The organism is Nitrosospira sp. Nsp2, assembly GCF_003050965.1.
Lineage (GTDB): Bacteria > Pseudomonadota > Gammaproteobacteria > Burkholderiales > Nitrosomonadaceae > Nitrosospira.
This window is the reverse complement of sequence record NZ_QAOU01000001.1, coordinates 90,541-116,827: the sequence shown is the minus strand read 5'-3', so window position 1 is coordinate 116,827 and position 26,287 is coordinate 90,541. Positions and strand designations below refer to the sequence as shown.

Here is a 26,287-nt window from a genome sequence, read left to right as displayed (position 1 = left end):
AGAAGACCCTGTTGTACTTCATGGTCGCGCCGTCCGCAAAAATGATGTAAAAACGCTGGGCAACATGGGCGCAGAAAATGAGAAGGGTGGGAATGTCGAGAGGCCTGGGCGTCAATTGGAAGGTCAATGGAACTGATTAGAATTCGCGGTGCACGCACGCACAATCTTAAAAACGTCAATCTCGATTTGCCCCGAAACAAGCTGGTAGTTATCACTGGCCTATCGGGATCAGGCAAATCCTCGCTCGCATTCGATACGCTTTATGCCGAAGGACAACGGCGCTATGTGGAATCGCTTTCAGCCTACGCGCGGCAATTCCTGCAACTGATGGAAAAACCCGACGTTGATCTGATCGAGGGGCTATCCCCCGCCATCGCAATCGAGCAAAAAGCGACCTCGCACAACCCCCGCTCGACGGTCGGCACAGTTACCGAAATACACGATTACATGCGTCTGCTGTTTGCCCGCGTGGGAGACCCGCAATGTCCCGACCACGGCATTACGCTTACGGCGCAAAGCGTGTCACAAATGGTAGATCATGTCCTGCAGCTGCCCGCCGATACCCGGCTGATGATACTCGCCCCGCTCGTGGTAGGCCGCAAAGGCGAGCAGATGGATTTAATCGATGAATTGCGGGCTCAGGGGTTCGTGCGGCTAAGAATAGACGGCGAGGTGTACGACATCGATTCCCTGCCGAAACTTCAGAAAAATAAAAAGCACACCGTGGAAGTGGTGGTAGACCGTCTCAAAATCTCGCAAGATTCCAAGCAGCGGCTGGCGGAATCGTTCGAAACGGCACTGCGCCATGCCGATGGACGCGCCCTGGCCGTTGAAATGGATTCGGGCCAGGAACATCTTTTTTCCGCCAAGTTCAGTTGCCCCGTATGCAGCTATTCTCTGCCGGAACTTGAGCCGCGCCTGTTCTCATTCAACAACCCGATGGGCGCTTGTCCCAAGTGCGACGGGCTGGGGAAGATCACGTTTTTCGACCCCAAGCGGATCGTCGCCTTCCCGCACCTATCGCTGGCTTCCGGCGCCATCAAGGGCTGGGACCGGCGAAACCAGTTTTATTACCAGCTGCTGGCCAGCCTTGCGAGTCACTACGATTTTGATCTGGAAATCTCCTTTGAACAGCTTCCCGCGAATATCCAGGATATCGTCCTGAACGGCTCCGGCAGGGAAAAAATTTCATTTGCATATTTGAACGAAAACGAAACCCGGACTCATCGCAAACATACATTCGAGGGCATCATTCCCAATCTCGAGCGCCGGTATAAGGAAACCGATTCCGTCGCGGTACGGGAGGAACTGGCGAAATACCTCAATTCCCAACTCTGTCCCGAGTGCGCGGGTACTCGGCTCCGCCGGGAAGCACGCCATGTGCGGGTAGGAGGACAAGCGATTTATGAAATTAACGCATTGCCCCTAAAAGAGGCAAAAACTTTTTTCGACCAGGTGACCTTGACGGGCCATAAGCATGCCATCGCCGAAAAGATCGTCAAGGAAATTTGCAGCCGTATCTTGTTCCTCAATAACGTCGGACTGGATTACCTGTCGCTTGATCGCTCCGCCGATACGCTCTCCGGCGGAGAGTCCCAGCGCATTCGCCTGGCCAGTCAGATCGGGTCCGGTCTGACTGGCGTAATGTATGTGCTGGATGAGCCATCTATCGGACTCCATCAGCGGGATAACGGCCGCTTGCTGCAGACTCTGAAGAACCTTCGGGACTTGGGCAATAGCGTTATCGTGGTGGAACACGATCAGGATGCGATCCTTACCGCCGATCACGTGGTGGACATGGGTCCGGGCGCAGGCGAGCATGGGGGATCGGTTATAGCCGAAGGAACACCTCAGGCCATTCAGAAGAATAATCGCTCACTGACAGGGAAGTATCTTTCGGGCCAGCTGGCCATCCCTATGCCCCAAACGCGTACCGAGCCAAAAAGCGATCGGTGGCTTAAAATCGAGGGTGCCTCCGGCAACAACCTGAAAAACGTTAATCTCAACCTGCCGGTGGGGCTGTTCGTGTGCGTAACCGGCGTCTCGGGCTCAGGGAAATCCACCCTCATCAATGAAACGCTCTACCTGGCCACCGCCCGCCATCTCTACGGCAGCGCTGCCGAGCCGGCGCCGTACCGCAACCTGGACGGGCTGGCTTTTTTTGATAAGGTCATCAACATGGACCAGAGCCCCATTGGGCGTACGCCGCGCTCGAACCCGGCCACCTACACCGGCTTATTCACCCCGATTCGCGAGTTGTTTGCCGGCGTGCCGCAGGCGCGCGAGCGTGGCTATGGGCCCGGCCGGTTCTCCTTCAATGTTAAAGGCGGGCGCTGCGAGGCCTGTCAGGGGGACGGCGTGATCAAGGTGGAAATGCATTTTCTCCCCGATATCTATGTTTCATGCGATGTATGCCATGGCAAGCGCTATAACCGCGAAACCCTGGAAATTCAATACAAGGGGAAAAACATCAACGAAATTCTCCAGATGACGGTTGAATACGCGCATGAATTTTTCAGCGCTGTGCCAGTGGTCGCGCGCAAGCTCCGGACCCTGCTGGATGTGGGTCTTGGCTATATCACCTTGGGGCAATCCGCGACCACGCTTTCCGGTGGGGAAGCCCAACGGGTGAAGCTGTCGCTGGAACTCTCAAAACGCGATACCGGTCGCACTCTTTATATTCTGGATGAGCCCACCACCGGCCTTCATTTTCAGGATATCGATCTGCTCTTGAAAGTTCTGCATCGGCTGCGCGACCATGGAAACACGGTGATAGTAATTGAGCACAACCTGGATGTGATTAAAACCGCCGATTGGATCATCGACCTTGGGCCCGAAGGCGGTGAAGGTGGTGGCGAAATCGTGGCCCAAGGCACACCTGAGGAAATAGCGGCAGACGAAAATAGTTTCACTGGTCAGTATCTGCGGGCGACGCTCAATTCGCAACTGCAGCCACAAACGTGACCACGGCGGTTATCACTGGACGGATATGGTTCAACATGACGCCTGTGCACTCCTGCTCCGCAGCTTCGAGGCCGCGGTTGCCGCCGCCGATCCGCTGCGGATCGTGCCCTTGCATTTGCCCAGCATCCTGGCGAGACCGCCAGCGGGCCGCACTCTCGTGGTTGGTGCAGGCAAAGCAGCCGCAGCGATGGCCCTTGCGGTGGAGCGTCACTGGCCGGAGACTGCGTCGCTGGAAGGGCTCGTCCTAACCCGCTACGGCCACAGCTTGCCCCTTGACCGAATCAAGGTCATCGAAGCGGGTCATCCGCTGCCCGATGAGCACGGGGAACAAGGCACCCGGACAATTTTGGCTGAGGTGGAGAAACTTGGGGCCGACGATCTGCTCTTATGCCTGCTTAGCGGCGGCGGCTCAAGTTTGCTGACCTTGCCGGTTGAAAACGTAACGCTGAATGACCTTAAAAAGGTTACGGCCGAATTGCTCCGCTGCGGCGCGGCAATTCAGGAGATAAATACGGTGCGTAAACATCTCTCCGCCATCCAGGGCGGTAGACTCGCAGCCGCAAGCCAAGCGCCCGTTCTGGCATTGATCATCTCAGACGTCACTGGGGATGATCCCACCCACATCGCATCCGGCCCCTGCGCACCAGATCCGACAACCTACTCGGATGCGCTCGAAGTCATCGAGGGCTACAATATTGACGTGCCTGCGGCCGTGATGGCAACTTTGCAGGCCGGCGTAAGAGGCGAACTCGACGAAACTCCGAAACCAGGTAGTCCGGCTTTTGAACGCGTGGAAAACCGGGTGATTGCGACGGCGCGCGATTCGCTCCTGGCGGCGGCGGAGTATCTGGCTGCACAGGGCATCGACGCTGCGATACTGGGCCACGCGGTAACTGGCGAAGCGCGCGATGTCGCCAAGGTTTTCGCGGCTTTAGCGAAACACGTCCGCCAGTACCAGCAACCGTGGAAAACGCCGGCAGCACTGATCTCCGGGGGCGAGACGACGGTAACGATCGATGATAAGAATCGTGGCGGGAGGGGTGGACGCAATACCGAATTTCTGCTTTCGCTCGCCGTCGAACTTGGCGGTATGGAGAATACCTATGCTCTTGCCGGCGATACCGATGGCATTGATGGGACAGAAAACAATGCCGGTGCGATCGTTACGCCGCATTCATTGCGAGACGCAAAGCAAAAGGGCCTCGACGCAGCAGTGCTGCTTGCAACCCATGATGCTTACGCTTTTTTTCAGGAGCTCGATCATCTGGTTCTTACCGGCCCGACCCGCACCAATGTTAACGACTATCGGGTAATACTGATATTGTAGGGCGATACCGGTAAATCGACGATGCACTGAATATGCGACCCATGTCACAAAATCGTAATGTTGTTTAAATATCATGGCAATATGTAAAAAGTCGCATAATCGAAATTCTGAGTGAATGCAAGGATCGATCTGATGGCAGCAAGAATACTGGTTGTAGAAGATGAACCGGCAATCCAGGAATTGATCGCATACAGCATGCGGCAAGCGGGACATTCGGTTTTTTCCGCAAGAAGCGCGGAAGAAGCGATGGAAATCGTCAATGATGAACTGCCCGATCTGTTGCTTCTCGACTGGATGCTGCCGGGAATGAGCGGGGTCGATTTTGCCCGCATGCTCCGGCGGGCATCACGCACCAAAACAATCCCCATCATCATGCTTACCGCTAGGGCCGAGGAAAGCGACAAGGTAGCGGGTCTGGAGATCGGCGCCGACGACTACCTCACCAAACCTTTTTCGCCTCGCGAACTGCTCGCCAGAATTAAAGCCGTGCTCAGGCGGCGGTCGCCGGAGGCCGCCGACGATATAGTCGAGATTGGCGGGCTGCGGCTTGATTCCGCCAGCCACCGGGTCACGGCCAATGATAGTGAAGTGACGCTTGGGCCTACCGAATTCCGGCTGCTGCATTTTCTAATGACTCACACGGAAAGGGTACATAGCCGGACCCAGTTGCTCGATCAGGTCTGGGGCGATCACGTATTCGTCGAGGACCGTACCGTAGATGTCCACATTCGGCGGCTTCGCAAGGCGCTGGAAGCAGTCAGCAAGGACGGATTGGTGCAGACTGTCAGAGGTTCAGGATATCGAATGTCCGCGGGATAATGGCTAATTTAGGTTAAACAATGACCCACCCTTACTCTTCCCGCTAATTCAGTGAGCGGTTTCTGGGAGCGTGTTGCGAACGCTGTCCTGATTGCTGTTGTGACCGGGATGCTCCTGGCAACTCTGGGGGCTGTCACCACACTGGTGATCTATGTCACGGTTCTGCTCGTGCTGGTCGTTCGTCACCGGCGCTATCTGACGATCCTCGACCGATGGCTCCAGACGGACGGTTCTGTTCTGCCGAATGCTTCAGGCAAATGGGGAGACGTATTCGCGCGCTTGATGCGCCTCGTACGCGAGCAGAGCCGAACCTACCAGCATATCAGTTCCGCCCTGGAGCGCCTTCAACGTGCCACCTCAGCAATGCCCGAGGGCGTGGTCATTCTCGATGAGATGGACCATATCGAATGGTGCAACCCCGTGGCGGAAAAACATTTGGGGATAAGCTCCGGTACGGATACCGGCCAGCATATCACGCATCTGGTGCGTCACACCCAATTTGCCGAATACCTGGCGGCCCAGAATTACGCCGAGCCTCTGGTTATAAAACAACCTCGGCACCAGGGGCTGATCCTTTCCCTGCAGTTTGTACCTTATGGCGATAAACAGAAACTGCTGCTCAGCCGCGATGTGACCCAATTGGAAAGAATTCAGATCATGCGCCAGGATTTTGTAGCCAATGTCTCGCACGAGCTTCGCACCCCCTTGACTGTGATTGGCGGATTCTTGGAAACGCTGTCGGATCATAGCCCGTCCGATCCTGAAACATTCAAGTGGGCGTTGGGCCTTATGACCGACCAGACCAAGCGCATGCAGAATCTGGTTCAGGATCTGTTAACCCTGTCGAGGCTGGAGGATACGCAAAACCTGATTCGGGGGGAGAGAGTGGATGTTCCGGCAATGTTGCGCAAGATTTACGACGAGGCGCTCTCCCTTAGCTCAGGTCGACACCACATCAGCCTGAATCTCGAGACTGGCACGCAGTTGCTGGGCAGCACGGATGAGTTGCGGAGCGCCTTCACCAACCTCATAAGTAATGCAATACGCTATACCCCCGACAACGGCAATATCAGTTTGAATTGGACTACTCGCGATGGACAGGCCGTCTTTTCCGTGCAGGACAACGGCATAGGTGTCGAATCCGAACATATCTCTCGTCTTACGGAAAGGTTTTACCGGGTAGACCGGGGACGTTCTCGCGAAACCGGCGGCACCGGTCTGGGCCTAGCCATCGTCAAGCACGTGCTGAGTTGCCACCAGGCGAAGCTCGAGATCGTCAGCGAGCCCGGCAAAGGAAGCTGCTTCAGTGCATGGTTTCCCCCGGTGCGGCTCGTGACGCCGGAAGGCGACCACGCGTGTACAATATTGACAAACATTTGAATAAGCGCCGTCCATGACGAGAGGCAATGCGAACGTGTTCATGTACGCATGCATGCCGTGAAATATTTCAGACCTTTATGCCCAAACCTTCGCCAGACCTTACCGAAACCACAGTCAGCAGCCGGAATGTATATGACGGGGAACTTCTGCGCGTCCGCGCGGATCTCGCCCGATTGCCCGATGGGAAAGTAGCGGTACGGGAATACATCACCCATCCAGGCGCCGTCGTCATCATACCGCTGCTCGACAATGGTGAACTGGTGATGGAGCGCCAGCACCGCTATCCCCTGCATCGGGATTTTTATGAACTTCCAGCGGGTAAAATTGATCGTGGAGAAGATCCGCTGCAGTGCGCGCAACGCGAGTTGCTGGAAGAGACGGGTTATACCGCGAGCAAATGGCGTTACGTCACGACGCTGTACCCATGCATTGGTTATTCCGACGAGAAGCTGATGTATTACCTTGCGGAAGGCCTCATCTTCACCGGCGCTAGCCTTGATGAGGGAGAGCACCTTGAGGTATTCACCCTGACCCTGCCAATGGCACTGGATTGGGTAAAAACCGGAAAAATTACCGACAATAAAACTGTTTCCGGACTATTCTGGGCCGATAAGCTGCTGCGCGGCGAGTGGTAACGTTCCTTTCTATCGAGAGCCCCTTGCACGTCGGCTTTGTGCGGGGGGGACCCCGCCCTGCTTTGTGTATCGCACAGTCGGCTCATCCTGGTGCTTTGTGCTCGTTTCAACCGCGCGTGGAGCAGCCGGATTACGCTCCCTCAAGCCTTTTAGGCGGTCTTGACAGAAACCGAAAAAAATTATTCGGCAAAAAATTCCCGCACCTTGTCCATCCAAGACTTTGCGCGGGGATTGTGCCGGGAGCGGTCTTCCTGGTTGAGCGCTTCCAGTTCCTGCAATAACTCCTTCTGGCGAGAGGTGAGTTTGACCGGCGTCTCGACCACCACGTGACATAATAGATCACCGGGAGCATTGCTGCGCACGCCTTTAATTCCCTTACCGCGCAAACGGAAAATTTTTCCGCTCTGAGTTTCGGCGGGAATTTTGATTTTGGCATGACCCTCAAGTGTCGGTATCTCAATTTCCCCACCCAGCGCGGCGGTAGTAATACTGATCGGCATTTCGCAGTGAAGGTCATTGTGATCTCGCTGAAAGACCTGATGGGGCGCCAGCTGAATGACTACATACAGGTCGCCTAGTGGTCCATTGTTAACACCAGCTTCCCCTTCTCCAGTTAATCGGATACGGTCTCCTTCATCCACCCCGGCCGGGATTTTCACCGACAGGGTTTTATGGTGCTTGACGCGGCCCGCTCCCCCGCACGTATGGCAAGGACTCGCAATAAACTTGCCGCTGCCGTGGCATTTGGGGCAGGTCTGTTGAATGGAGAAAAAACCCTGCTGCATTCTTACCTGGCCGTGCCCATTACAGGTGGGGCAGGTAATGGGCGAAGTCCCGGCCTTAGCGCCGCTTCCATGGCACGTGCCACACACATCCATGGTGGGAATTCGAATCTTGGTCTCAGTTCCCCTTGCCGCCTGTTCCAGCGAAATTTCAAGGTTATAGCGTAAATCCGCGCCGCGATAGACATTGCCTTGTGCCCGGCCACCAAAAAGGTCGCCGAATATATCGCCAAATGCGTCGGCAAACCCCTGAGCCCCTGCCCCACCCATATTAGCATCCACACCAGCGTGTCCGTGCTGATCATACGCGGAGCGCTTCTTCACATCCGACAGTATTTCGTAAGCTTCCTTGGCCTCCTTGAAATGTTCTTCCGATTTCGGATTATCCGGATTGCGGTCCGGATGGTATTTCATCGCCAGCCTGCGATAGGCCTTTTTGATCTCATCTTCGCTGCAGTCGCGGTTAACGCCCAGCACATCATAATAATCGCGTTTGCTCATGTCGTTTTCGTGTAATCGGGAGGGCGCAGAGTATGCACTAGCGCGAACTGCTCCGCGTATTCCAAATAATGTTAAAACGCAGGACGCGGAACGGGTGAAACCTCGAACAAGTCCGAGAGGGCTTGTTCCGAGGCTTCTCTATCCTTCCCGCATCGCTGCGCCTTGATGTTCTGATGCTTATTGTTCTTATTTCTTGTTTTTTACTTCCTCAAACTCGGCATCCACGACTTCGCCTTCTACTGGTTTCTCACCGCCGCCGTGAGGGGCAGATTCCCCGCCAGGCTGACCCTGCCCCTGCTGTGCCTGCTCTTGCGAATACATCTTCTCAGCCAGCTTGTGCGAGGCCTCGGTCAGCGCCCGAGTCTTGGCCTCGATAGTGTCCTTGTCGCCTGATTTCAGAGCCTCTTCCGCTTCTTTCAGCGCAGCTTCTATTTTGGCTTTTTCATCATCGGACAATTTATCTCCATACTCCTTCAAGCTTTTCTGAACAGAATGTATCACAGCGTCACATTGGTTGCGGGCGGTGATCAATTCCATCGCCTTGTGATCTTCCTCGGCGTGCGCCTCCGCATCCTTGACCATGCGCTGCACCTCGTCCTCCGACAGACCCGAGCTTGCCTGAATCTTGATCTTGTTCTCCTTACCCGTCGCCTTGTCCTTGGCAGAGACATGCAATATGCCATTCGAATCAATATCGAATGTAACCTCGATTTGCGGCAGACCGCGCGGGGACGGTGGAATATCGCTCAAATTGAACTGGCCCAGGCTCTTGTTGCCGGATGCCATCTCCCGCTCCCCTTGCAGCACATGGATGGTAACGGCCGTCTGATTGTCATCGGCCGTGGAAAACACCTGTTGCGCCTTTGTGGGGATCGTGGTGTTTTTCTGGATCAATTTCGTCATTACCCCGCCAAGTGTTTCAATGCCCAAGGATAACGGCGTCACGTCCAGCAACAGCACATCCTTCACCGCCCCCTGCAATACGCCGCCCTGAATGGCCGCGCCGACCGCCACCGCTTCGTCCGGGTTGACATCCCTGCGAGCGTCTTTGCCAAAAATTTCTCTGACCTTGTCCTGTACCTTCGGCATGCGGGTCTGTCCACCCACCAGAATCACGTCGTCGATCTCAGAAGTCTTGACGCCCCCGTCCTTGATAGCGATGCGGCAGGGCTCAACCGTCCGGTCGATCAAATCTTCAACCAGGCTTTCCAGCTTTGCCCGCGTGATTCTCACCGCGAGGTGCTTCGGACCTGAGGCATCAGCCGTAATATACGGCAGGTTGACTTCAGTCTGCTGGCTTGAGGAAAGTTCAATCTTGGCTTTTTCCGCCGCATCTTTTAAGCGTTGGAGAGCAAGCATGTCTTTTTTAAGATCGATGCTGGTTTCCTTTTTGAACTCATCCACAAGATATTCGATGACCCGTGCATCGAAATCCTCACCTCCGAGGAAGGTGTCACCATTGGTAGCCAGAACTTCAAACTGATGTTCGCCTTCCACTTCCGCGATCTCAATAATGGAAATGTCGAAGGTGCCGCCGCCCAGGTCGTACACGGAAATCTTGCGGTCGCCCTCTTTTTTATCCATGCCAAAAGCCAAAGCTGCCGCGGTTGGCTCATTGATGATACGTTTGACGTCCAGGCCCGCGATGCGTCCCGCGTCCTTCGTCGCTTGACGCTGTGAATCGTTAAAATACGCGGGGACCGTAATGACCGCTTCGGTTACCGCTTCACCCAGATAATCCTCCGCAGTTTTTTTCATTTTGATCAGCACTTGCGCGGCAATTTCCGGCGGTGCAATTTTCTTGCCACGGACCTCCACCCATGCATCGCCATTGTCAGCCTTGACAATCTTATAGGGCACCATTTTGATGTCCTTTTGCACTATTTCTTCCTCAAAGCGCCGGCCGATCAAGCGCTTTATCGCGAACAACGTGTTCTTTGGGTTGGTAACAGCCTGCCGTTTGGCGGCAGCACCCACCAGAATTTCACCGTCTTCCGTGTAAGCCACGATGGAAGGCGTCGTACGCGCTCCCTCTGAGTTCTCTATTACCTTGGGCTTGCCGCTTTCCATGACGGCCACACAAGAGTTCGTGGTACCGAGGTCAATACCAATAATTTTTCCCATGATTTATCCTTGAATTAGTTAGATCTGAATATCCGTCTGCGCGAAGTATGTGTTGTGGTGTAAGAGATGGGGATTAAGGTCCAAATTTCAAGTTTCTTTGGACTTCGAAACCGTGACCAACGCAGGGCGGATAACACGATCGTTTAACATGTATCCCTTCTGCATTACCTGGACCACAGTGTTGGGAGGCAGGTCGGAGTCTACCGTAGACATGGCCTGATGCAGATGCGGGTCGAATTTGTCCCCCTTTTGCGGATTGATTTGCTTGAGGTTGAACTTTTCAAAAACCGAGGTGAGCTGCTTCAGCGTCAGCTCCATGCCGCTTTTGAAGTTGTCAACGCTTGCCTTCTCCACGCCCAAAGCCGCTTCGAGACTATCCATGACTGAGAGCAACTCCGTTGAGAATTTATCGATCGCGTATTTATGGGCATTTGCAACATCGATCTGGGCGCGTTTCCTGGTATTTTCCGCATCGGCCTTGGCACGCATCCACGCGTCGTGATGCTCTGCTGCGTCGAGTTCGGCCTTCTTTAGCATCTGTTCGAGACTCGGGATCGTTTCCACTGCCGGCTCCAAGGTTTTATTCTCGTTGGTGCCTGCTTCCGGCGTTGCAGCTTCGCTCAGGGCTGAGGTCAATTCGGGTTGATCTGGTTTGGACTCTTCTGTGTTTGTCATTGGTTTCCTCCTGGTTTCTGGTTCCTATGGATTCTCTAAACAGTCCTTCGCGGCAACGTGTTGATCGCGGTATGCCTTCTCAGGCTCGTATCGAAGAGGTACATCAAGCCGTTGGCCAGTGGCCAACCGATGAAGCGGGGACCCGGCAGCGGACTGGCGCCCGCGTAGAATTATTTAGTGATCCGTGCCATATCGGGACGGTTCTTCCAATTTCAAGGCTGAAATCTGTTGATCGCCGAGTCTCGCAAATATCAGGAGTTTACCTGCTTTCAACCTCTATTTTTTTGCTCAACGTAACTGCGGCGCCGATATAATTCTGGGGAGTCAGAGCGCGCAAGCGATTTTTTTCGTCCGTGGGAAGGTCGAGGCGCTCAATGAAACTGTGTAGAGTCTCTTTAGTGATACCGCCTTTGCCGCGCGTCAACTCCTTTAATTGCTCATATGAATCCGGTATGCCGTAGCGCCGCATCACAGTCTGGATAGGCTCCGCCAAAACCTCCCAGGCATTTTCCAAATCTAGCGCCATCCGGTCCCGGTTTAGTTCCAGCTTGCTCAGTCCCTTGCTGCACGATTCATAAGCTAATAGCGTATGCCCCAGCGCGACGCCCATGTTGCGCAGCACAGTGGAATCAGTCAGGTCCCGTTGCCAACGCGAAATTGGTAGCTTTTCACTGAAATGCCTCAGCAGGGCGTTCGCAATGCCGAGATTACCCTCGGAGTTTTCAAAATCGATCGGGTTGACCTTGTGTGGCATCGTTGATGAACCAATTTCATCTTTTTGCGTTTTTTGCTTGAAATACGCCAGAGATATATATCCCCAGATATCACGGTTAAAATCAAGCAAGATAGTGTTAATGCGTGCATAGGCGTCGAACAGCTCGGCCATGGCGTCATGCGGTTCGATTTGGGTCGTGTAGGGATTGTATTTGAGGCCGAGTTTTTCAACAAAGGCCTGCGCAAACCTTTCCCAATCAATTGCGGGATAAGCGGCCAGATGAGCGTTATAGTTTCCAACGGCGCCATTTATTTTTCCAAGAATGGGCACTGCGGCGAGCTTTTCCCGTCCTCGAGCCAACCGATAAGCGAAGTTGGCGATTTCCTTACCAGCCGTCGTGGGAGTAGCGGGTTGTCCATGAGTACGTGCAAGCATGGGCACATCCCCCATTTCACGCGCCATTTCGACCAGTTTGCCGCTAATCTTCGCCAGCATGGGTAGCATCACTCTGTCACGGCTGTGCATCAGCATCAATCCATGAGAAAGGTTGTTGATATCTTCGGAAGTACAGGCGAAATGAATGAATTGCGCGCTTCGCACGATCTCGACATTCCTTGCTAGGCGCTCTCTCAGCCAGTATTCGACCGCCTTGACATCGTGATTGGTGCGGGATTCGATGAGCTTGACCTCTTCCGCGCCGCCCTCGTCAAAGTTCGCCGCGATGCTGTCCAGTTGGTCAACAGAAGCCGGAGAAAGCGGCTCCGCGTCGACGATATCGTTATCCTGGCTCAGCGCTTTTAACCACTCTATCTCCAACCGAACACGATAGCGGATCAGCGCGAATTCACTGAAATACGGTCTCAGCGCAGATACTTTGGCGCCGTATCGCCCATCCAGAGGCGAGAGGGCGGTAAGGAACGACGAATTCATATTTTTACCTGGTTTCTAGTGAACTGCCGGTATGACACGCGGACCCTCCACCTGGTTAAAAATGCCTTGAGCAACGCCGGCCAGGCCATTGCATTTTATCATAGCGTTTAGACCCAACACCTCAACAAAACTCTTGCAAACGGGAGTGCGCCTTGGGGAAATGTTGCCGGCAGGGACTACGACACTTCTCCCGATATTTCCGGAATCCGGGCAGACTATGCACTGGCATGGGGAAAGCCGATATAATGCCGCCTGATAAATTCTCCAAAGGCTGGCCATGAAGCTGATCGGATCGCTCACGAGCCCTTACGTGCGCAAGGCGCGCATTGTACTGGCTGAAAAGCACATTGGTTACAATTTTGAACTGGAAGCCCCTTGGAACACGGATACACACGTACCCGACTACAATCCGCTCGGCAAGGTTCCGGTGCTGATTATGGACGACGGCACCAGTCTGTTCGATTCAAGAGTCATCGTTGAATATCTCGATAACATCAACCCGGTATCCCGCCTCATTCCCGAATCCAACCGGCGCCGGATCATGGTAAAACGCTGGGAAGCGTTGTCTGACGGCATATGCGACGCCGCCGCAGCGATATTCCTCGAGCGCAAGCGTGCTGAAACCCAGCAAAACGAGGAGTGGATTTCGCGCCAGCATAAAAAGGTGACCGGGGGCCTTGAAGCCGCCGCCCATGAGTTGGCAGACAAAAAATGGTGCGACGGGAATGTTTATACGCTAGCTGACATCGCGCTGGGTTGCGCGCTGGGTTACCTGGCTTTTCGCTTTCCCGAGATCGAATGGCGCACGAATTTCCCCAATCTTGCCGACCTCTCCGACAGGCTTGAAAAGCGGAACCCGTTTCTGGAAACGGCGCCACGAGATTAAGAAAACAGCCTGTATTACGCAACCGAACTGCTGAGCGAACGCAATCGACTCTCTGGAACACAAACTTACTTAGTGTTTCCAAAGAAACCTAATACTGATCGCTAATTACTCCACCGCCAAGACACACCTTGCTCTCATAAACAACCACCGATTGTCCAGGCGCCACAGCCCACTGAGGCTGGGCGAATTCAATCCTGCATTCCGTTTGGTCGAGTTGCGTAATAGCGCAGGGCGCATCAGCCTGGCGATAGCGGATCTTAGCGCCATAGACCCAGTTGCAATGGGGCGCATGGCCACTTATCCATGTCACCTCGGTGGCGGTAAGCGAGGGCTTGAACAGATCAGGATGATCATGACCCTGTACCACCGTCAGAATATTCCCCACCACATCCTTGTTTGAAACAAACCACGGTTCACCATCTCCATCCCTCGTCCCGCCGATGCCCAACCCCTGCCGCTGACCGATTGTGTAGTACATTAGGCCGACGTGCTTGCCCATCACATTGCCTGCAGGCGTTCTCATGTCCCCGGGATCATTCGGTAAATAACGGCTGAGAAATTCTCTGAAAGGCCGCTCGCCGATGAAACATATCCCAGTGCTGTCCTTCTTGGAAAAGTTCGGCAAGCCGTAATCTTTCGCAATCCTGCGTACGTCGCGCTTGTAAAGATGCCCGATGGGAAACAAGGTCCTGCATAACTGTGCCTGGTTCAAACGGTAGAGGAAATAACTCTGGTCCTTGGTGCCGTCCTCGCCTTTCAATAATTCAAATACGCCTCTTGTCTCACGCACCTGGGCATAATGCCCGGTCGCGATATAGTCGGCGCCAAGCCCGTCCGCGTGCTGAAGAAACGCCTTGAACTTGATCTCAGCGTTACAAAGTACATCCGGGTTCGGCGTTCTCCCTGCCTTGTATTCCGCAAGAAACTGGCTGAATACGCGCTCCTTGTATTCAGCCGAGAAATTCACGGCCTCCAGCGGAATACCAATGATATCCGCCACCGATACAGCATCAATCAAATCTTGACGGGATGAGCAATATTGCTCCGTATCGTCGTCTTCCCAGTTTTTCATGAAAAGACCGATTACATCGTAACCTTCCTGTTTTAACAGCAGAGCCGCGACCGATGAATCAACCCCGCCGGACATGCCGACCACCACTCGCCCTTTGCTCATTGATCAGGTAGGAAATTGGGTTTAGTCACGGGTTGAATCACGCTGCAGGATTGAGATGTAAACAGGAGATGACCGGGAAATGAACGCTCGAAGGCAAGAGCTCTTCAGCTGTAATGAACTAAAATGTCTAGGGAATAGCGCTTCCCGGCCAGATGATCGTCAATACATCGCATCACGAGAGGACTACGGTGGCAATAAGCCATCTCGCGGATTTCGTCCACTCCGAACCACCCCGCGCGTAATATTCCTGCATCAAGTGCGCGATTGGGATCATGATCCGTGACCGAACCGCTAAAGGCAAACCGGAGAAAAGTCGTGTTGTCGGAGCTCGAATGCCAGCGATAAACGCCCAGCAACCATTGTGGCGCGAAAGTGTAACCTGTCTCCTCAAGCGTTTCTCGAACTGCGCCCTGAATAATTGATTCGTCCGGTTCAAGGTGTCCCGCTGGCTGATTGAACAGAATGCCGTTGCAGGTTTGTTCCTCTACCAGCAAGTATTTTCCCTCTTGTTCGACCACAGCAGCAACGGTCACATTTGGTTTCCAGATCGTGTTAACTTGGGGTACTCCTCATTTTACGCCAAGACCGGTGAAAACTCTTCTCGCACCTCGTCCTGACATCGAACGCCAATCACAGTCGGCCAAGTACAAGAGGCCACCTGCGCGGTGATAGTCGATGATAGGTTATGCAAGCGTGCACCGGCGAGCGTCGGATTTTACTGCAAAACGGTCGCGAAGGTGCGATCAGGGACGAGTTGAGCTAGGGAAACTGCTTTATTAAAGCTAATCGGGAGATGAGCTTTCCAAGCAGGATTTGCAGTTTGGTTGCCAGAAATGAGAGCTGGCAGAAGGATATTTCGACAGCGGCATGACGCAGCATATTAGCCCTTCGCGTGCAAACACGGATAAAATAACGGGCTTCTCGAACCCTTCGTTTTTTAAAAAATTGACCGCTGCGTCGGGCGCCGCCAGCACCATAACAATTCTTGGGAGATATCATGTTCCAGCACATTAGCACGCCATCCAACGGCACGAAAATTCGTGTAAACGCAGATTTTACCCTGAGCGTGCCGGATAGCCCCGTCGTTCCGTATATCGAAGGCGACGGGATCGGCGTGGATATCACCCCCGTAATGATACGCGTTGTTGATGCAGCGGTTAGTCGAGCTTATCGAGGAAAGCGCAAGATTTCCTGGATGGAGATATACGCCGGCGAGAAAGCCACGCGGATTTACGGTAACAATGTTTGGCTGCCGGATGAGACCTTGCAAGCTGCCAGAGAGTATGTCGTCTCCATCAAGGGGCCGCTGACCACTCCGGTGGGTGGCGGTATCCGCTCCATTAACGTCGCGCTGCGTCAGGAGTTGGATCTATATGTATGCCTTCGTCCTGTGCGCTACTTCCAAGGCGTCCCCAGCCCGTTAAAAAACCCCGAAAAGACAGACATGATAATTTTCCGGGAGAACTCCGAGGACATCTATGCCGGAATTGAGTGGGAAGCCGGATCGGAGAACGTAAAGAAAGTCATTCATTTTCTGATGACTGACATGGGTGTCAGCAAGATCCGCTTCCCGCAAACATCAGCCATAGGAATCAAGCCTGTCTCCCGGGAGGGTACAGAACGATTGGTGCGCAAGGCAATACAGTACGCCATCGATAATGGCCGCAGTTCGGTAACGCTGGTGCACAAGGGCAACATCATGAAATTCACCGAGGGCGCCTTCAAAAACTGGGGGTATGAACTTGCCGCCAACGAATTCGGCGCGAGGCCCCTTGATGGCGGGCCATGGATGAAGTTGTCCGACGATAAGGGAGGAGTGATTATCAAGGACGTGATTGCTGACGCCTTCCTGCAACAGATTTTACTGCGTCCGGAAGAATATGACGTAATCGCTACACTGAATCTGAACGGCGACTACATTTCCGACGCGTTGGCGGCGCAGGTAGGAGGCATTGGCATTGCACCCGGAGCAAACTTAAGCGATTCCATCGCAATGTTCGAGGCAACCCACGGTACCGCGCCGAAATACGCAGGCAAGGATCAGGTTAACCCGGGCTCTATCATTCTCTCTGCGGAGATGATGTTGCGACACATGGGCTGGACTGAAGCAGCAGATCTGGTTATCGCGGCGATGGAAAAAACCATTCAGGATAGAATAGTCACGTACGATTTTGCGCGACTGATGACCAATGCGCAAAAAGTCTCATGTTCGGCGTTCGGTCAGGCGCTGATCGACCGAATGTAGCGTTTTTGCGAAGGGTCCGGCGTGAAAGCTGAATGGCGATTGTTGAGACCTGCGAGGGACAGTCCCATCTAAGGCTTACGGCCACGGTTAAGGAAACAGAAGGGCTGCCAGCGGGGATGCTATCCCCGCGAAGGTAACCGGATAATGCGGAAAGTAGGTCCTGCAGAAGCTCTGGTTCTGCGGGAAACTTTGCGTCTGAACTGGTCCATCCGGAGGTGAAAAACCCCCTGCCGGGCAGGCCGGCAAGGAGCTTTACATAATTCTGTAATTGATTACAAACTGGTCGCGGCTTCACCACGCCAGCATGAGACCATTAAGCAGATTGAATATTTGATGCCTGTTTGCCCTTCGGTCCCTGCGTGACTTCAAAGGAAACTTTTTGACCTTCCTTTAGTGTCTTGAACCCGGACATATTTATTGCGGAAAAGTGAGCGAACAGATCTTCACTGCCATCATCCGGAGTGATAAAACCGAAACCCTTGGAGTCATTGAACCATTTTACTGTACCAGTTGCCATTTTTGCTTCCTATAAAAAAACGGGCCGGAAACCCGAACACTGTTTGAGTTTCAAGACCGCAAACGGCTGTAACCGGTACTGCAGAGAACTTGAAGCCAAACGCCAAGAGTTGTTTTACGCAAATCCGATGTTCAAGTCAAGTACTCGGCGCACTTATTTTGCACAAATGCAACAGAATAATTTTCTCAAGGTACTTGAATATTTCTGCGCAATCATCAAATATTAGAGTGCGTACACCAGTAGAGAGCGATTTGTTCCGTTTTATTTTTTCACTCGAACTGATGCCTAGTGAGACTAGAAGCATGGCAAGCGAAAATCAAGGAGATGTTGTACTGGAGGCTGAAAAGAGTAAACTCAAGCCGCCACCCATGTTTAAGGTAATATTGTTGAATGATGATTACACGCCTATGGATTTCGTCGTGATCGTGTTACAAAATTTTTTTTCGATGAACCGCGAACAGGCAATGCAAATCATGCTCAAAGTCCATATGGATGGGGCGGGGATATGTGGAGTTTATCCCAATGATGTGGCTTCCACCAAGGTCGCACAAGTGGTCACATTTGCGAGGCAGCATCAACATCCGCTACAGTGCGTGATGGAGGAGACCTGAAATGATTGCGCAAGAACTAGAAGTCAGTTTACATATGGCGTTCGTGGAATCGCGACAGAAGCGGCATGAGTTTATCACGGTCGAGCATCTGTTGCTGGCAATGCTCGACAACCCCACCGCTGCCGAGGTGCTCCGGGCTTGTTCGGTTGACATAGAAGACCTGCGTCGGCTGCTGACGGAACATGTTACCGAGAATACCCCGACGGTGGGCGGAACCGGCGAAGTTGATACACAACCTACGTTGGGATTTCAACGCGTAATACAGCGTGCGATCCTGCATGTTCAGTCTTCGGGTAAAAAAGAAGTTACGGGGGCGAACGTACTGGTAGCGATATTTGGGGAGAAGGATTCCCACGCAGTTTATTTTCTTCATCAGAAGGGTGTTACGAGGCTGGACGTCGTCAATTATATTTCGCATGGCATCAGCAAGGTGCCTCAGGGCAGCACGGCTAAATCGGAAAGCGAAGGCGACACTGAGCAGGAGCTTGGCTCAGGTGGAGCACTGGAAAGCTACGCTGTAAATCTCAATTCGCTGGCGATCGCCGGTAAGATCGATCCACTGATCGGGCGTGAAAGGGAATTGGAACGGCTGATACAAACGCTTTGCCGTCGCCGGAAGAATAATCCCCTTCTCGTTGGCGAAGCTGGGGTAGGCAAAACCGCGATAGCCGAAGGATTGGCACGTCGAATAATCGAAAACGACGTCCCGGAGATTCTCGCGCGCCATCAAGTATACGCCCTCGACATGGGAGCGCTCCTGGCGGGAACGAAATACCGGGGGGATTTCGAGCAACGCCTGAAAGCAGTGCTGAAGCAGTTGCTGGACAGCTCCAACGCCATCCTTTTCATTGATGAGATTCACACACTCATTGGTGCCGGGGCCGCGTCTGGAGGCACGCTGGATGCGTCCAATTTGCTAAAACCGATACTGAATACCGGCCAACTCAAATGCATCGGCGCAACCACGTACAGCGAATATCGCGGTATTTTCGAAAAGGACCATGCATTATCGCGGCGTTTCCAGAAAATCGATGTACTCGAGCCCAGCGTCGATGAAACCGTCGCCATACTGCGCGGTTTGAAGGCACGCTACGAGGCTCATCACGGCGTTAAATATACGGCAATCGCGCTTACCACGGCAGCAGAGTTGTCAGCACGCTTCATAAATGACCGGCATTTGCCCGATAAAGCGATAGACGTCATAGACGAAGCCGGAGCCGCCCAGCGCGTCCTGCCGAAATCGAAGCAGCGCAAGGTAATCAGCAAACATGAAATCGAAGGCATTATCGCCAAAATCGCGCGGATTCCAGCGCAAAACGTCTCTAGCGATGACCGTAGTACACTGAAAACGCTGGATCGGGACCTGAAAGCGGTAGTGTTCGGGCAGGACAAGGCGATCAATGCTCTCACCGCGGCAATTAAAATGGCCCGCAGCGGTTTAGGCAATCCCCAGAAACCCGTGGGATCCTTCCTTTTCTCGGGCCCCACTGGCGTCGGTAAAACTGAAGTGGCGCGGCAGCTCGCTTACGCACTAGGCATTCACCTGCACCGTTTCGACATGTCGGAATATATGGAACGGCATGCCGTTTCACGCCTGATTGGCGCACCGCCGGGATATGTCGGTTTCGATCAGGGCGGCCTGCTCACCGAGGCCATCATAAAACAGCCCTATTCGGTACTGCTGCTGGATGAAATTGAAAAAGCTCACCCTGATATTTTCAATATCCTGCTGCAGGTAATGGATCACGGCACGTTAACGGACAACAACGGCCGCAAGGCGGATTTCCGCAACGTGGTGATTATCATGACCACTAATGCTGGTGCCGAATCGCTTTCAAAAGCCACCATAGGCTTCACAACGGCGACACAGGCAGGGGACGAGATGGCTGAAATCAAGCGGATGTTCACGCCCGAATTCAGGAACCGGCTGGACGCGATCATTTCATTCGGATCCCTGAATACGGACGTGATTCTACGAGTGGTGGATAAATTCCTGATGCAACTCGAAGCGCAGTTGCATGACAAGAAAGTGGAGGCAACGTTTACCGAGGCACTGAGGGACTATCTCGCGCGCAACGGCGCTGATCCTCTCATGGGTGCTCGTCCCATGGCCAGACTGATTCAAGATACTATTCGCAGCGCCCTTGCGGATGAATTGCTGTTTGGCCGGCTCGCTAATGGTGGCAAGGTGACAGTGGATATAGACGCCGACGACAAGGTTAAACTCCAGTTCGAGGAGGAGGCTGCTGCAGCTTTATAGCAGGCGGTGCAACGACGGAGAAGGGCAAGAAAAAAGGCGCCGCGAGCGCCTTTTTTCTTGCCAGGCTATTCCTCATCCCGGCTAGTTACTACTGTTTTCATACTTAAACGACAGGTTAACCCTCGCGCGATATGCAGCTACCTTACCATCTTCAATTACCATATCGAGTTTTACAATTTCCGCAACTCTCAGGTCCCGTAAAGTGTTGGAGGCTGTTTCGACGGCGTTCTTGGCCGCATCTTCCCAGGATGTCTTGCTGGTTCCGATTAGTTCCGTTATTCGATAAACGCTATCTCCCGCCATGATTCTTCTCCTTGTTCTATAAACAAGCATTTCAAAATAAGCACGTCGGCAAACCCAGCTTATCCCTGATTTGCCGCCTTTCAGTTTAGGCTAGCTCCCGCAAATTGCAATCACGCCCGGGAAAGACATTAGAACCTTATGGGCCTCCCGACTCAGCGCAGTGGTAGGAGAGGATAACCCGAACCGTGGAGAGCGGGAAGACGGTTCAAATCATATGCCGCAAGTACTATTAGCCCGCGGTTACTCGCTTATTGATATAGCCAAGCGCTGCTTCCACCTGATCGATAAGAATGAGACATAACTCGCCCGCTTTTAAGTTAGCGAAAGCAGCGTCGATGGCAACGAATTCCCCCCGGATTTCCTTTACATCGCGCGCACGCTTGGCCTTCTCCAGACCCTGCCGCAGGAGGCCCAGCACTTCTCCATCCGCCCGCCCCCGCTGGCATTTATCCTGATAAAGCACCACCTCGTCGAAAGCATCGCCAAGAATTTCCGTTTGCTGACGTATGTCCTCGTCGCGACGATCCCCCGCACCACTGATGACCACTGAACGTCGCTTGGCCGGTATCTTATCAATGGCATTAACCAATGCCCGGATCGCGTCCACGTTGTGGCCATAGTCCGCAATCAATGTAGCACCGCGATGGCTGAAGAGATTGAAACGCCCGGGCGCGGTTTCCGTATCGCTAATGAAATTTTTCAACCCGGCGCGGATGGTTTCCCAATCCAGGCCAAGCCCCCACCCGGCGCCGACTGCGGCCATCGCGTTTTCGATCTGGAATGCGATGGTGCCATTCTGCGTAAAAGGAATGCTCGCTACCGGAATGCGATGTTCAACGCCGGCTTCCGCAGCAACTATCCAACCTCCATCGAGATAGATGACACGCTTGCGTTGCGCCCGATGTTTCGCTATGACCGCATTGTTGGGATCGCGCGCGAAGAAAGTAACCGAGCCCGGGCAATACGGAGCCATGCCGGCTGCCAGCGGGTCCGCGGCGTTGAGCACCGCGACGCCGACGCCAGGGGTAACGTTTTGCACAACAATGCGCTTCACCGCTGTCAGATCTTCCACTGTGTTGATGTTGGAGAGACCGAGGTGATCACCCCTGCCGATATTCGTCACCACTGCGACATGACAGAGGTCGAAGCCCAACCCTTCTCGTAGCAGGCCGCCCCGCGCCGTTTCGAATACGGCCGCGTCGACATCGGGATGAAGAAGAACCTTTTTCGCACTCTTGGGACCGCTGCAATCACCGCTGTCGATGCGCTTCCCTTCAATATAAACTCCGTCGGTACTCGTCATACCGACCCGCAGCCCCTGGTAGTTAAGGATACTGGCGATGAGGCGAACCGTCGTGGTCTTGCCGTTGGTCCCTGTGACGGCAACAACCGGGATGCGTGCGTCATCGCCCGGTTTGAACATATTCGAAATAATCGCTTCCCCCACGTTGCGCCGTTGGCCAAACGAAGGCTGCAAGTGCATGCGAAGACCGGGAGCCGCATTAATCTCGATAATGACGCCATGCCCCTCCAGCGGATTCGACACGCTATCGCAGACAACGTCAACCCCGCATACGTCGAGACCGATGACTTGCGCAGCCGTTTCAATACGAGCAGCAAGCTGGGGATGGACATCATCGGTAACATCGATCGCCGTCCCACCGGTTGAAAGGTTGGCATTATTACGGAGGGGAACGCGCACTCCGCTCGCCGGAATGGAGTCTGCCGTTAATCCCTGGTCCGCCAGATGAGAAAGGGCAACTTCGTCGAACTGAACTTTTGTCAGTGTGTTCGCGTGTCCCTCACCTCGTCTGGGGTCGCGATTGAGCTGCTCCACCAATTCACTGATACTGTGCACGCCATCGCCGATCACCTGGGGTGGATCGCGCCGTGCAGCGGCAACCAACTTATTGCCGACCACCAGCATCCGGAAATCGCAACCCGGGATATAACGCTCAACCAGCACTTCACCGCTGATCTCCGCTGCCAGCGCATATGCCGCTTCAACTTGCGCCTGCGTGATAAGATTCACGCCCACTCCCCGCCCCTGGTTGCCATCACGTGGCTTGACAACGACCGGGCCCCCTATCTCACACGCGGCCGCCCATGCGTCGGCCGCATTCGCGACCGGTCTGCCTGTTGCCACGGGAATCCCTGCGGCGCTCAACAGTGATCTGGTCAGTTCCTTGTCCTGCGCGATTGATTCTGCAATAGCGCCGGTCAAGCTGGTTTCGGCGGCCTGGATGCGCCGCTGTTTGCTTCCCCAGCCAAATTGAACCATGCTGCCGTCAGTGAGGCGGCGGAAAGGAATACCGCGATCCACGGCGGCATGCACGATCGCGCTGGTACTCGGCCCGAGGCGTATTTCTTCGTTCAGTTCGCGTAATTGTTTCACTGTCCCAGCAAGATCGAAAGGAATACCTGCCGCTGACGCGCGGCAAAGAGCCTGGGAAAGTTCAATGGCAAGGCGGCCTACCGCTTCTTCGCTGTACTCTACAATAACCTGATAGGTGCCGGGTTCCAGCGTCTGGACGGTCTTGCTGAACTCTACCGGGCAGCCTGCTAGTATCTGCAAACCGAGCGTGGTGCGCTCCAAAGCATGCGCCATGGTTATAGGGCCGTACTGACCGGTCGCCTGGAACAGATTAAGATCCGGCAACCACTTGCGCAAACGTTTCGCGAAATCGGGGATTCCGCTGGTGAGGTACTCGGCATCGTCGCATGATACCACCGCTTCTATCGCCGTCTTGTGACTCCACAAATTGGGACCGCGCAATGCGCGGATGCGGGACACTTCCATCAATTGTTCTCCTGTTGTTTCCGGGTCAGCATGTAAGTTCCAATGCCGGATTCTGCTCGCCGGTTTTATCCGTCTCAGCAATTGCACGAGCATCTGCTCTGGCGTGATAAAAATCTTTGATTCCCTGACGTATGAGAGCAGGCGCAATGCCAAACGCCCAGGCGGCAGCCACCCCCGCAAGTATGTTTTCCACTTCTGTACGTGCGTCTACGTCGTTGCCAAATGCAATTTCCGCCAGCGCGGCGACCGGTGTCTCGTTCGAACCATTGGCAAGGAGAATTTCATTGTCCCGAACGATTACCGCTCGTGTTCCCCGGACGGAACCAAGACCGTTGGTGCCGTGCTCACGGTGCGCGCTGATTACAGGACTCTCAGGGTCCGCACTGAAATAAATGACTTCACCGTTGCACAACCCGGCCATCTCGACCAGTAACAATTCTCTGGCGTTAAGTACCGCTGCGCCGGTCGGCAGCACGACGTCAACCTGAGTGCGCAGCACATCAAACACCTGCCTGGGCGTTTGGATATCGTGCCTTCCATAGTGCCGCTCCAGTTCCACATTGGTTACGACGCCAATTTGGCAACCATCATAGGCCAGCCCTTCGCACAGGATGCTATCGCCTCCGTTTTCCAGAACAGCGGCTTCAACCGAACGATTCGTCAGCATGTTGTTGGCCGCTTTCCGTTTGGCATGGTCGCCACTGAAGACTTGCCGACGGTCCAGGTAAAATCCGTCACTACAAGCGAGTCCCGTATGCCTCCCGGAAAGTGCGAGCAGGTGCGCGATAATGTGCGCTACGGTAGTTTTGCCGTGACTGCCGGTAATTCCAACCACTGGAATGCGGCCATCCTCATGGTTCGGGAAGAGATGGTCGACGATTGCCTCGCCCACTGGCCGAGGTGCGCCGACAGCAGGTTTGATGTGCATCAGCAAGCTGGGGCCGGCATTAACCTCCACGATAGCGCCACCCTGTTCAGCAAGGGGGCGTGAAATATCCCGTGCTACGAGATCAATCCCGGCAATATCGAGTCCTATCACCCGGGCTGCAAGGGAGACCGCAGCAGCAGTGCTCGGATGTACTTCGTCAGTAACGTCGAAAGCGTGGTTGCCGTTACGTTGAATCAAAACCTCCAGACCGGCTGGCGGTATCGAATCAACGGTGAAGCCCTGCCGCGCGATTTCCATTCTTGTCACGCCGTCGATGCTGATGAGGTTAAGCGGGTGATCTTCCGTCGACCCGCGCCGCGGGTCGGAATTGATCTGGTTGCGAATCAGCTCGCGGAAAGTGGCCTTCCCATCCCCCGTAACCGATACGGAGTCGCCCCTGTTTGCGGCCACCAGGCGCCCGCCGACGACCAGCAGACGGTGCTCGGTGCCAGGAACGTATCGTTCCACCAGCACACCCGTCCCCTCTTTCAGCGCCACATGATAGGCAGACTCAACTTCTTCGCGCTTGCTTAACTCGATGAAAACACCACGACCATGGTTGCCATCGCACGGCTTGATGACGACGGGAAGACCAATGTCTTGCGCGGCTTCCCAGGCATCTTCCGCGCTGTTAGCAACGCGGCCCTCGGGAACTGGAACTCCGCAAGACCTGAGCAGTTCCTTGGTCAAGTCCTTGTCGCGGGATATGGTCTCTGCAATTGCGGCCGTCCGGTCTGTTTCGGCAGTCCAGATACGCTGACTGCGCACGCCATAGCCGAGTTGCACAAGATTGCCTTTGGCCAGCAGGCGGATGGAGGGAATACCACGGCTTAAGGCAGCCTCGACGATACAAGCCGTAGACGGACCCAGCCACAACGAGTCCACCATATCGCGCAGGTGCTCAACGGCATTCCTCACGTCAAAAGGATGATCGCCTTGCCGATACCCCATCGCCGACAGCACCAATTCACGCGCCGCAAACAGGGCACTGCGGGCGATATCCTCATGCCACGCGCTCACGGTCACCTTGTAGACGCCGCGCTGCGAGGTCTCGCGAGCCCTGCCGAAACCGCCTGGCATTCCGGCGAGATTCTGCAGTTCAAGCGTGACATGTTCAAGTATATGGCCCGGCCATGTCCCTTCCTCCAGTCGCCGGAGAAAGCCGCCCCGCTCACCGTAGCTGCAACGGTGCTCGATAAGGGAAGGGAGCCACGAAGAAAGCCGGTCGTAAAACCCGGGAATGGTATTGGAGGGGAAATCCTCCAGGTCTCCTATATCAACCACTGCCTCCAGCACTGGCCGAAGTGTCCAGATGTTGGGACCGTTCAGGTGGCGGACTTCGAGAAACTTGATATCTTTATTATCGACATGCTCGGTATTCGTATTCGCACTGGCCAGCATAGAGTTTTACACGGAGTGAATCAACGTTAAACTAACGCGGTGCGCTGGAAACGGTTTACAGCTGTGCACGTTTAATTTTTTAAGGGAAATAGTTCCGCAGCACGGAGTCAGCATAACGGCGAAGAATTAAGCATTTCCCGTGCCATATTTAATATTCCTGTAAAACCAATCGCTTGTTCCATTGGTTCAACAGAACCCGCGTTGGAACATGTCGCTGTTTCTGGACAAAGGTTTGTGAAATTGATGTGAACCCGTTGAAGCATAATGAATATTTCTGTCTCCTCGCAACGACAGCGGTTTGCAGGGATTT

At 54.2% G+C, this 26,287-nt stretch carries 19 protein-coding genes; 9 read left to right on the top strand and 10 right to left on the bottom strand.

Going from position 1 to position 26,287, the window contains the following annotated elements; genetic code table 11:
* Window positions 1-126 precede the first annotated feature (126 nt).
* The 5 genes from uvrA (at window position 127) to C8R31_RS00435 (ending at window position 7,125) form a co-directional block, all read left to right on the top strand.
* Complete coding sequence (uvrA, locus tag C8R31_RS00455) at window positions 127-2,964, top strand: excinuclease ABC subunit UvrA (RefSeq protein WP_107692133.1); 2,838 nt, start codon at window positions 127-129, stop codon at window positions 2,962-2,964.
* Between the two features lie 25 nt (window positions 2,965-2,989).
* Window positions 2,990-4,291 (top strand): glycerate kinase, encoded by a 1,302-nt coding sequence (locus C8R31_RS00450; RefSeq protein ID WP_107692132.1) that lies wholly within the window; start codon window positions 2,990-2,992, stop codon window positions 4,289-4,291.
* A 132-nt stretch (window positions 4,292-4,423) separates the two neighbouring features.
* Window positions 4,424-5,110 carry a phosphate regulon transcriptional regulator PhoB gene (gene phoB / locus C8R31_RS00445; RefSeq protein ID WP_107692769.1) on the top strand — a complete coding sequence of 229 codons (687 nt, stop codon included), beginning with the start codon at window positions 4,424-4,426 and terminating at the stop codon, window positions 5,108-5,110.
* A 51-nt stretch (window positions 5,111-5,161) separates the two neighbouring features.
* Complete coding sequence (phoR, locus tag C8R31_RS00440) at window positions 5,162-6,490, top strand: phosphate regulon sensor histidine kinase PhoR (protein WP_107692131.1); 1,329 nt, start codon at window positions 5,162-5,164, stop codon at window positions 6,488-6,490.
* Between the two features lie 77 nt (window positions 6,491-6,567).
* Complete coding sequence (locus C8R31_RS00435) at window positions 6,568-7,125, top strand: NUDIX domain-containing protein (RefSeq protein WP_107692130.1); 558 nt, start codon at window positions 6,568-6,570, stop codon at window positions 7,123-7,125.
* A 179-nt stretch (window positions 7,126-7,304) separates the two neighbouring features.
* Here C8R31_RS00435 and dnaJ read toward each other — a convergent pair whose 3' ends face one another.
* From dnaJ to purB, 4 genes are all read right to left on the bottom strand, one after another.
* A complete protein-coding gene (gene dnaJ / locus C8R31_RS00430) occupies window positions 7,305-8,408 on the bottom strand; it encodes a molecular chaperone DnaJ (protein ID WP_107692129.1) in 1,104 nt (367 codons plus the stop codon).
* Between the two features lie 186 nt (window positions 8,409-8,594).
* The gene (dnaK, locus tag C8R31_RS00425) at window positions 8,595-10,532 is read right to left on the bottom strand and encodes a molecular chaperone DnaK (protein WP_107692128.1); all 1,938 of its coding nucleotides are present in this window, start codon (window positions 10,530-10,532) and stop codon (window positions 8,595-8,597) included.
* An 87-nt stretch (window positions 10,533-10,619) separates the two neighbouring features.
* Entirely contained in the window at window positions 10,620-11,207 is a 588-nt protein-coding gene (gene grpE / locus C8R31_RS00420; RefSeq protein WP_107692127.1) for a nucleotide exchange factor GrpE, read from the bottom strand.
* A gap of 259 nt (window positions 11,208-11,466) precedes the next feature.
* Window positions 11,467-12,852 carry an adenylosuccinate lyase gene (gene purB / locus C8R31_RS00415; protein ID WP_107692126.1) on the bottom strand — a complete coding sequence of 462 codons (1,386 nt, stop codon included), beginning with the start codon at window positions 12,850-12,852 and terminating at the stop codon, window positions 11,467-11,469.
* Window positions 12,853-13,129: 277 nt separating this feature from the next.
* On the opposite strand from purB, the gene C8R31_RS00410 reads away from it, so the two are divergent.
* A complete protein-coding gene (locus C8R31_RS00410) occupies window positions 13,130-13,738 on the top strand; it encodes a glutathione S-transferase (RefSeq protein ID WP_107692125.1) in 609 nt (202 codons plus the stop codon).
* Window positions 13,739-13,826: 88 nt separating this feature from the next.
* On the opposite strand, the gene mnmA is transcribed toward C8R31_RS00410, so the two are convergent.
* A complete protein-coding gene (gene mnmA, locus C8R31_RS00405; RefSeq protein WP_107692124.1) occupies window positions 13,827-14,912 on the bottom strand; it encodes a tRNA 2-thiouridine(34) synthase MnmA in 1,086 nt (361 codons plus the stop codon).
* 104 nt (window positions 14,913-15,016) lie between these two features.
* Window positions 15,017-15,445 carry an NUDIX hydrolase gene (locus tag C8R31_RS00400; RefSeq protein ID WP_258192467.1) on the bottom strand — a complete coding sequence of 143 codons (429 nt, stop codon included), beginning with the start codon at window positions 15,443-15,445 and terminating at the stop codon, window positions 15,017-15,019.
* A 464-nt stretch (window positions 15,446-15,909) separates the two neighbouring features.
* Between C8R31_RS00400 and icd the strand changes: the two genes are divergently transcribed.
* A complete protein-coding gene (gene icd / locus C8R31_RS00390; protein WP_107692121.1) occupies window positions 15,910-17,157 on the top strand; it encodes an NADP-dependent isocitrate dehydrogenase in 1,248 nt (415 codons plus the stop codon).
* A gap of 313 nt (window positions 17,158-17,470) precedes the next feature.
* On the opposite strand, the gene C8R31_RS00385 is transcribed toward icd, so the two are convergent.
* Window positions 17,471-17,674 (bottom strand): cold-shock protein, encoded by a 204-nt coding sequence (locus tag C8R31_RS00385; RefSeq protein WP_004174375.1) that lies wholly within the window; start codon window positions 17,672-17,674, stop codon window positions 17,471-17,473.
* Window positions 17,675-17,976: 302 nt separating this feature from the next.
* Between C8R31_RS00385 and clpS the strand changes: the two genes are divergently transcribed.
* Both clpS and clpA read left to right on the top strand, forming a co-directional pair.
* Window positions 17,977-18,285, top strand: a complete 309-nt coding sequence (gene clpS / locus C8R31_RS00375) for an ATP-dependent Clp protease adapter ClpS (RefSeq protein ID WP_107692119.1) — start codon at window positions 17,977-17,979, stop codon at window positions 18,283-18,285.
* A gap of 1 nt (window position 18,286) precedes the next feature.
* Window positions 18,287-20,545 (top strand): ATP-dependent Clp protease ATP-binding subunit ClpA, encoded by a 2,259-nt coding sequence (gene clpA, locus C8R31_RS00370; protein WP_107692118.1) that lies wholly within the window; start codon window positions 18,287-18,289, stop codon window positions 20,543-20,545.
* Between the two features lie 81 nt (window positions 20,546-20,626).
* Here clpA and C8R31_RS00365 read toward each other — a convergent pair whose 3' ends face one another.
* The 3 genes from C8R31_RS00365 to cphA (C8R31_RS00355) form a co-directional block, all read right to left on the bottom strand.
* Window positions 20,627-20,848, bottom strand: coding sequence for a dodecin family protein (locus C8R31_RS00365; protein WP_107692117.1), 222 nt, complete (start codon window positions 20,846-20,848; stop codon window positions 20,627-20,629).
* A 229-nt stretch (window positions 20,849-21,077) separates the two neighbouring features.
* Window positions 21,078-23,648 carry a cyanophycin synthetase gene (cphA, locus tag C8R31_RS00360; protein WP_107692116.1) on the bottom strand — a complete coding sequence of 857 codons (2,571 nt, stop codon included), beginning with the start codon at window positions 23,646-23,648 and terminating at the stop codon, window positions 21,078-21,080.
* 25 nt (window positions 23,649-23,673) lie between these two features.
* Window positions 23,674-25,977: a cyanophycin synthetase gene (gene cphA, locus C8R31_RS00355; RefSeq protein WP_107692115.1), complete on the bottom strand. Its 2,304-nt coding sequence runs from the start codon at window positions 25,975-25,977 to the stop codon at window positions 23,674-23,676.
* Window positions 25,978-26,287 lie beyond the last annotated feature (310 nt).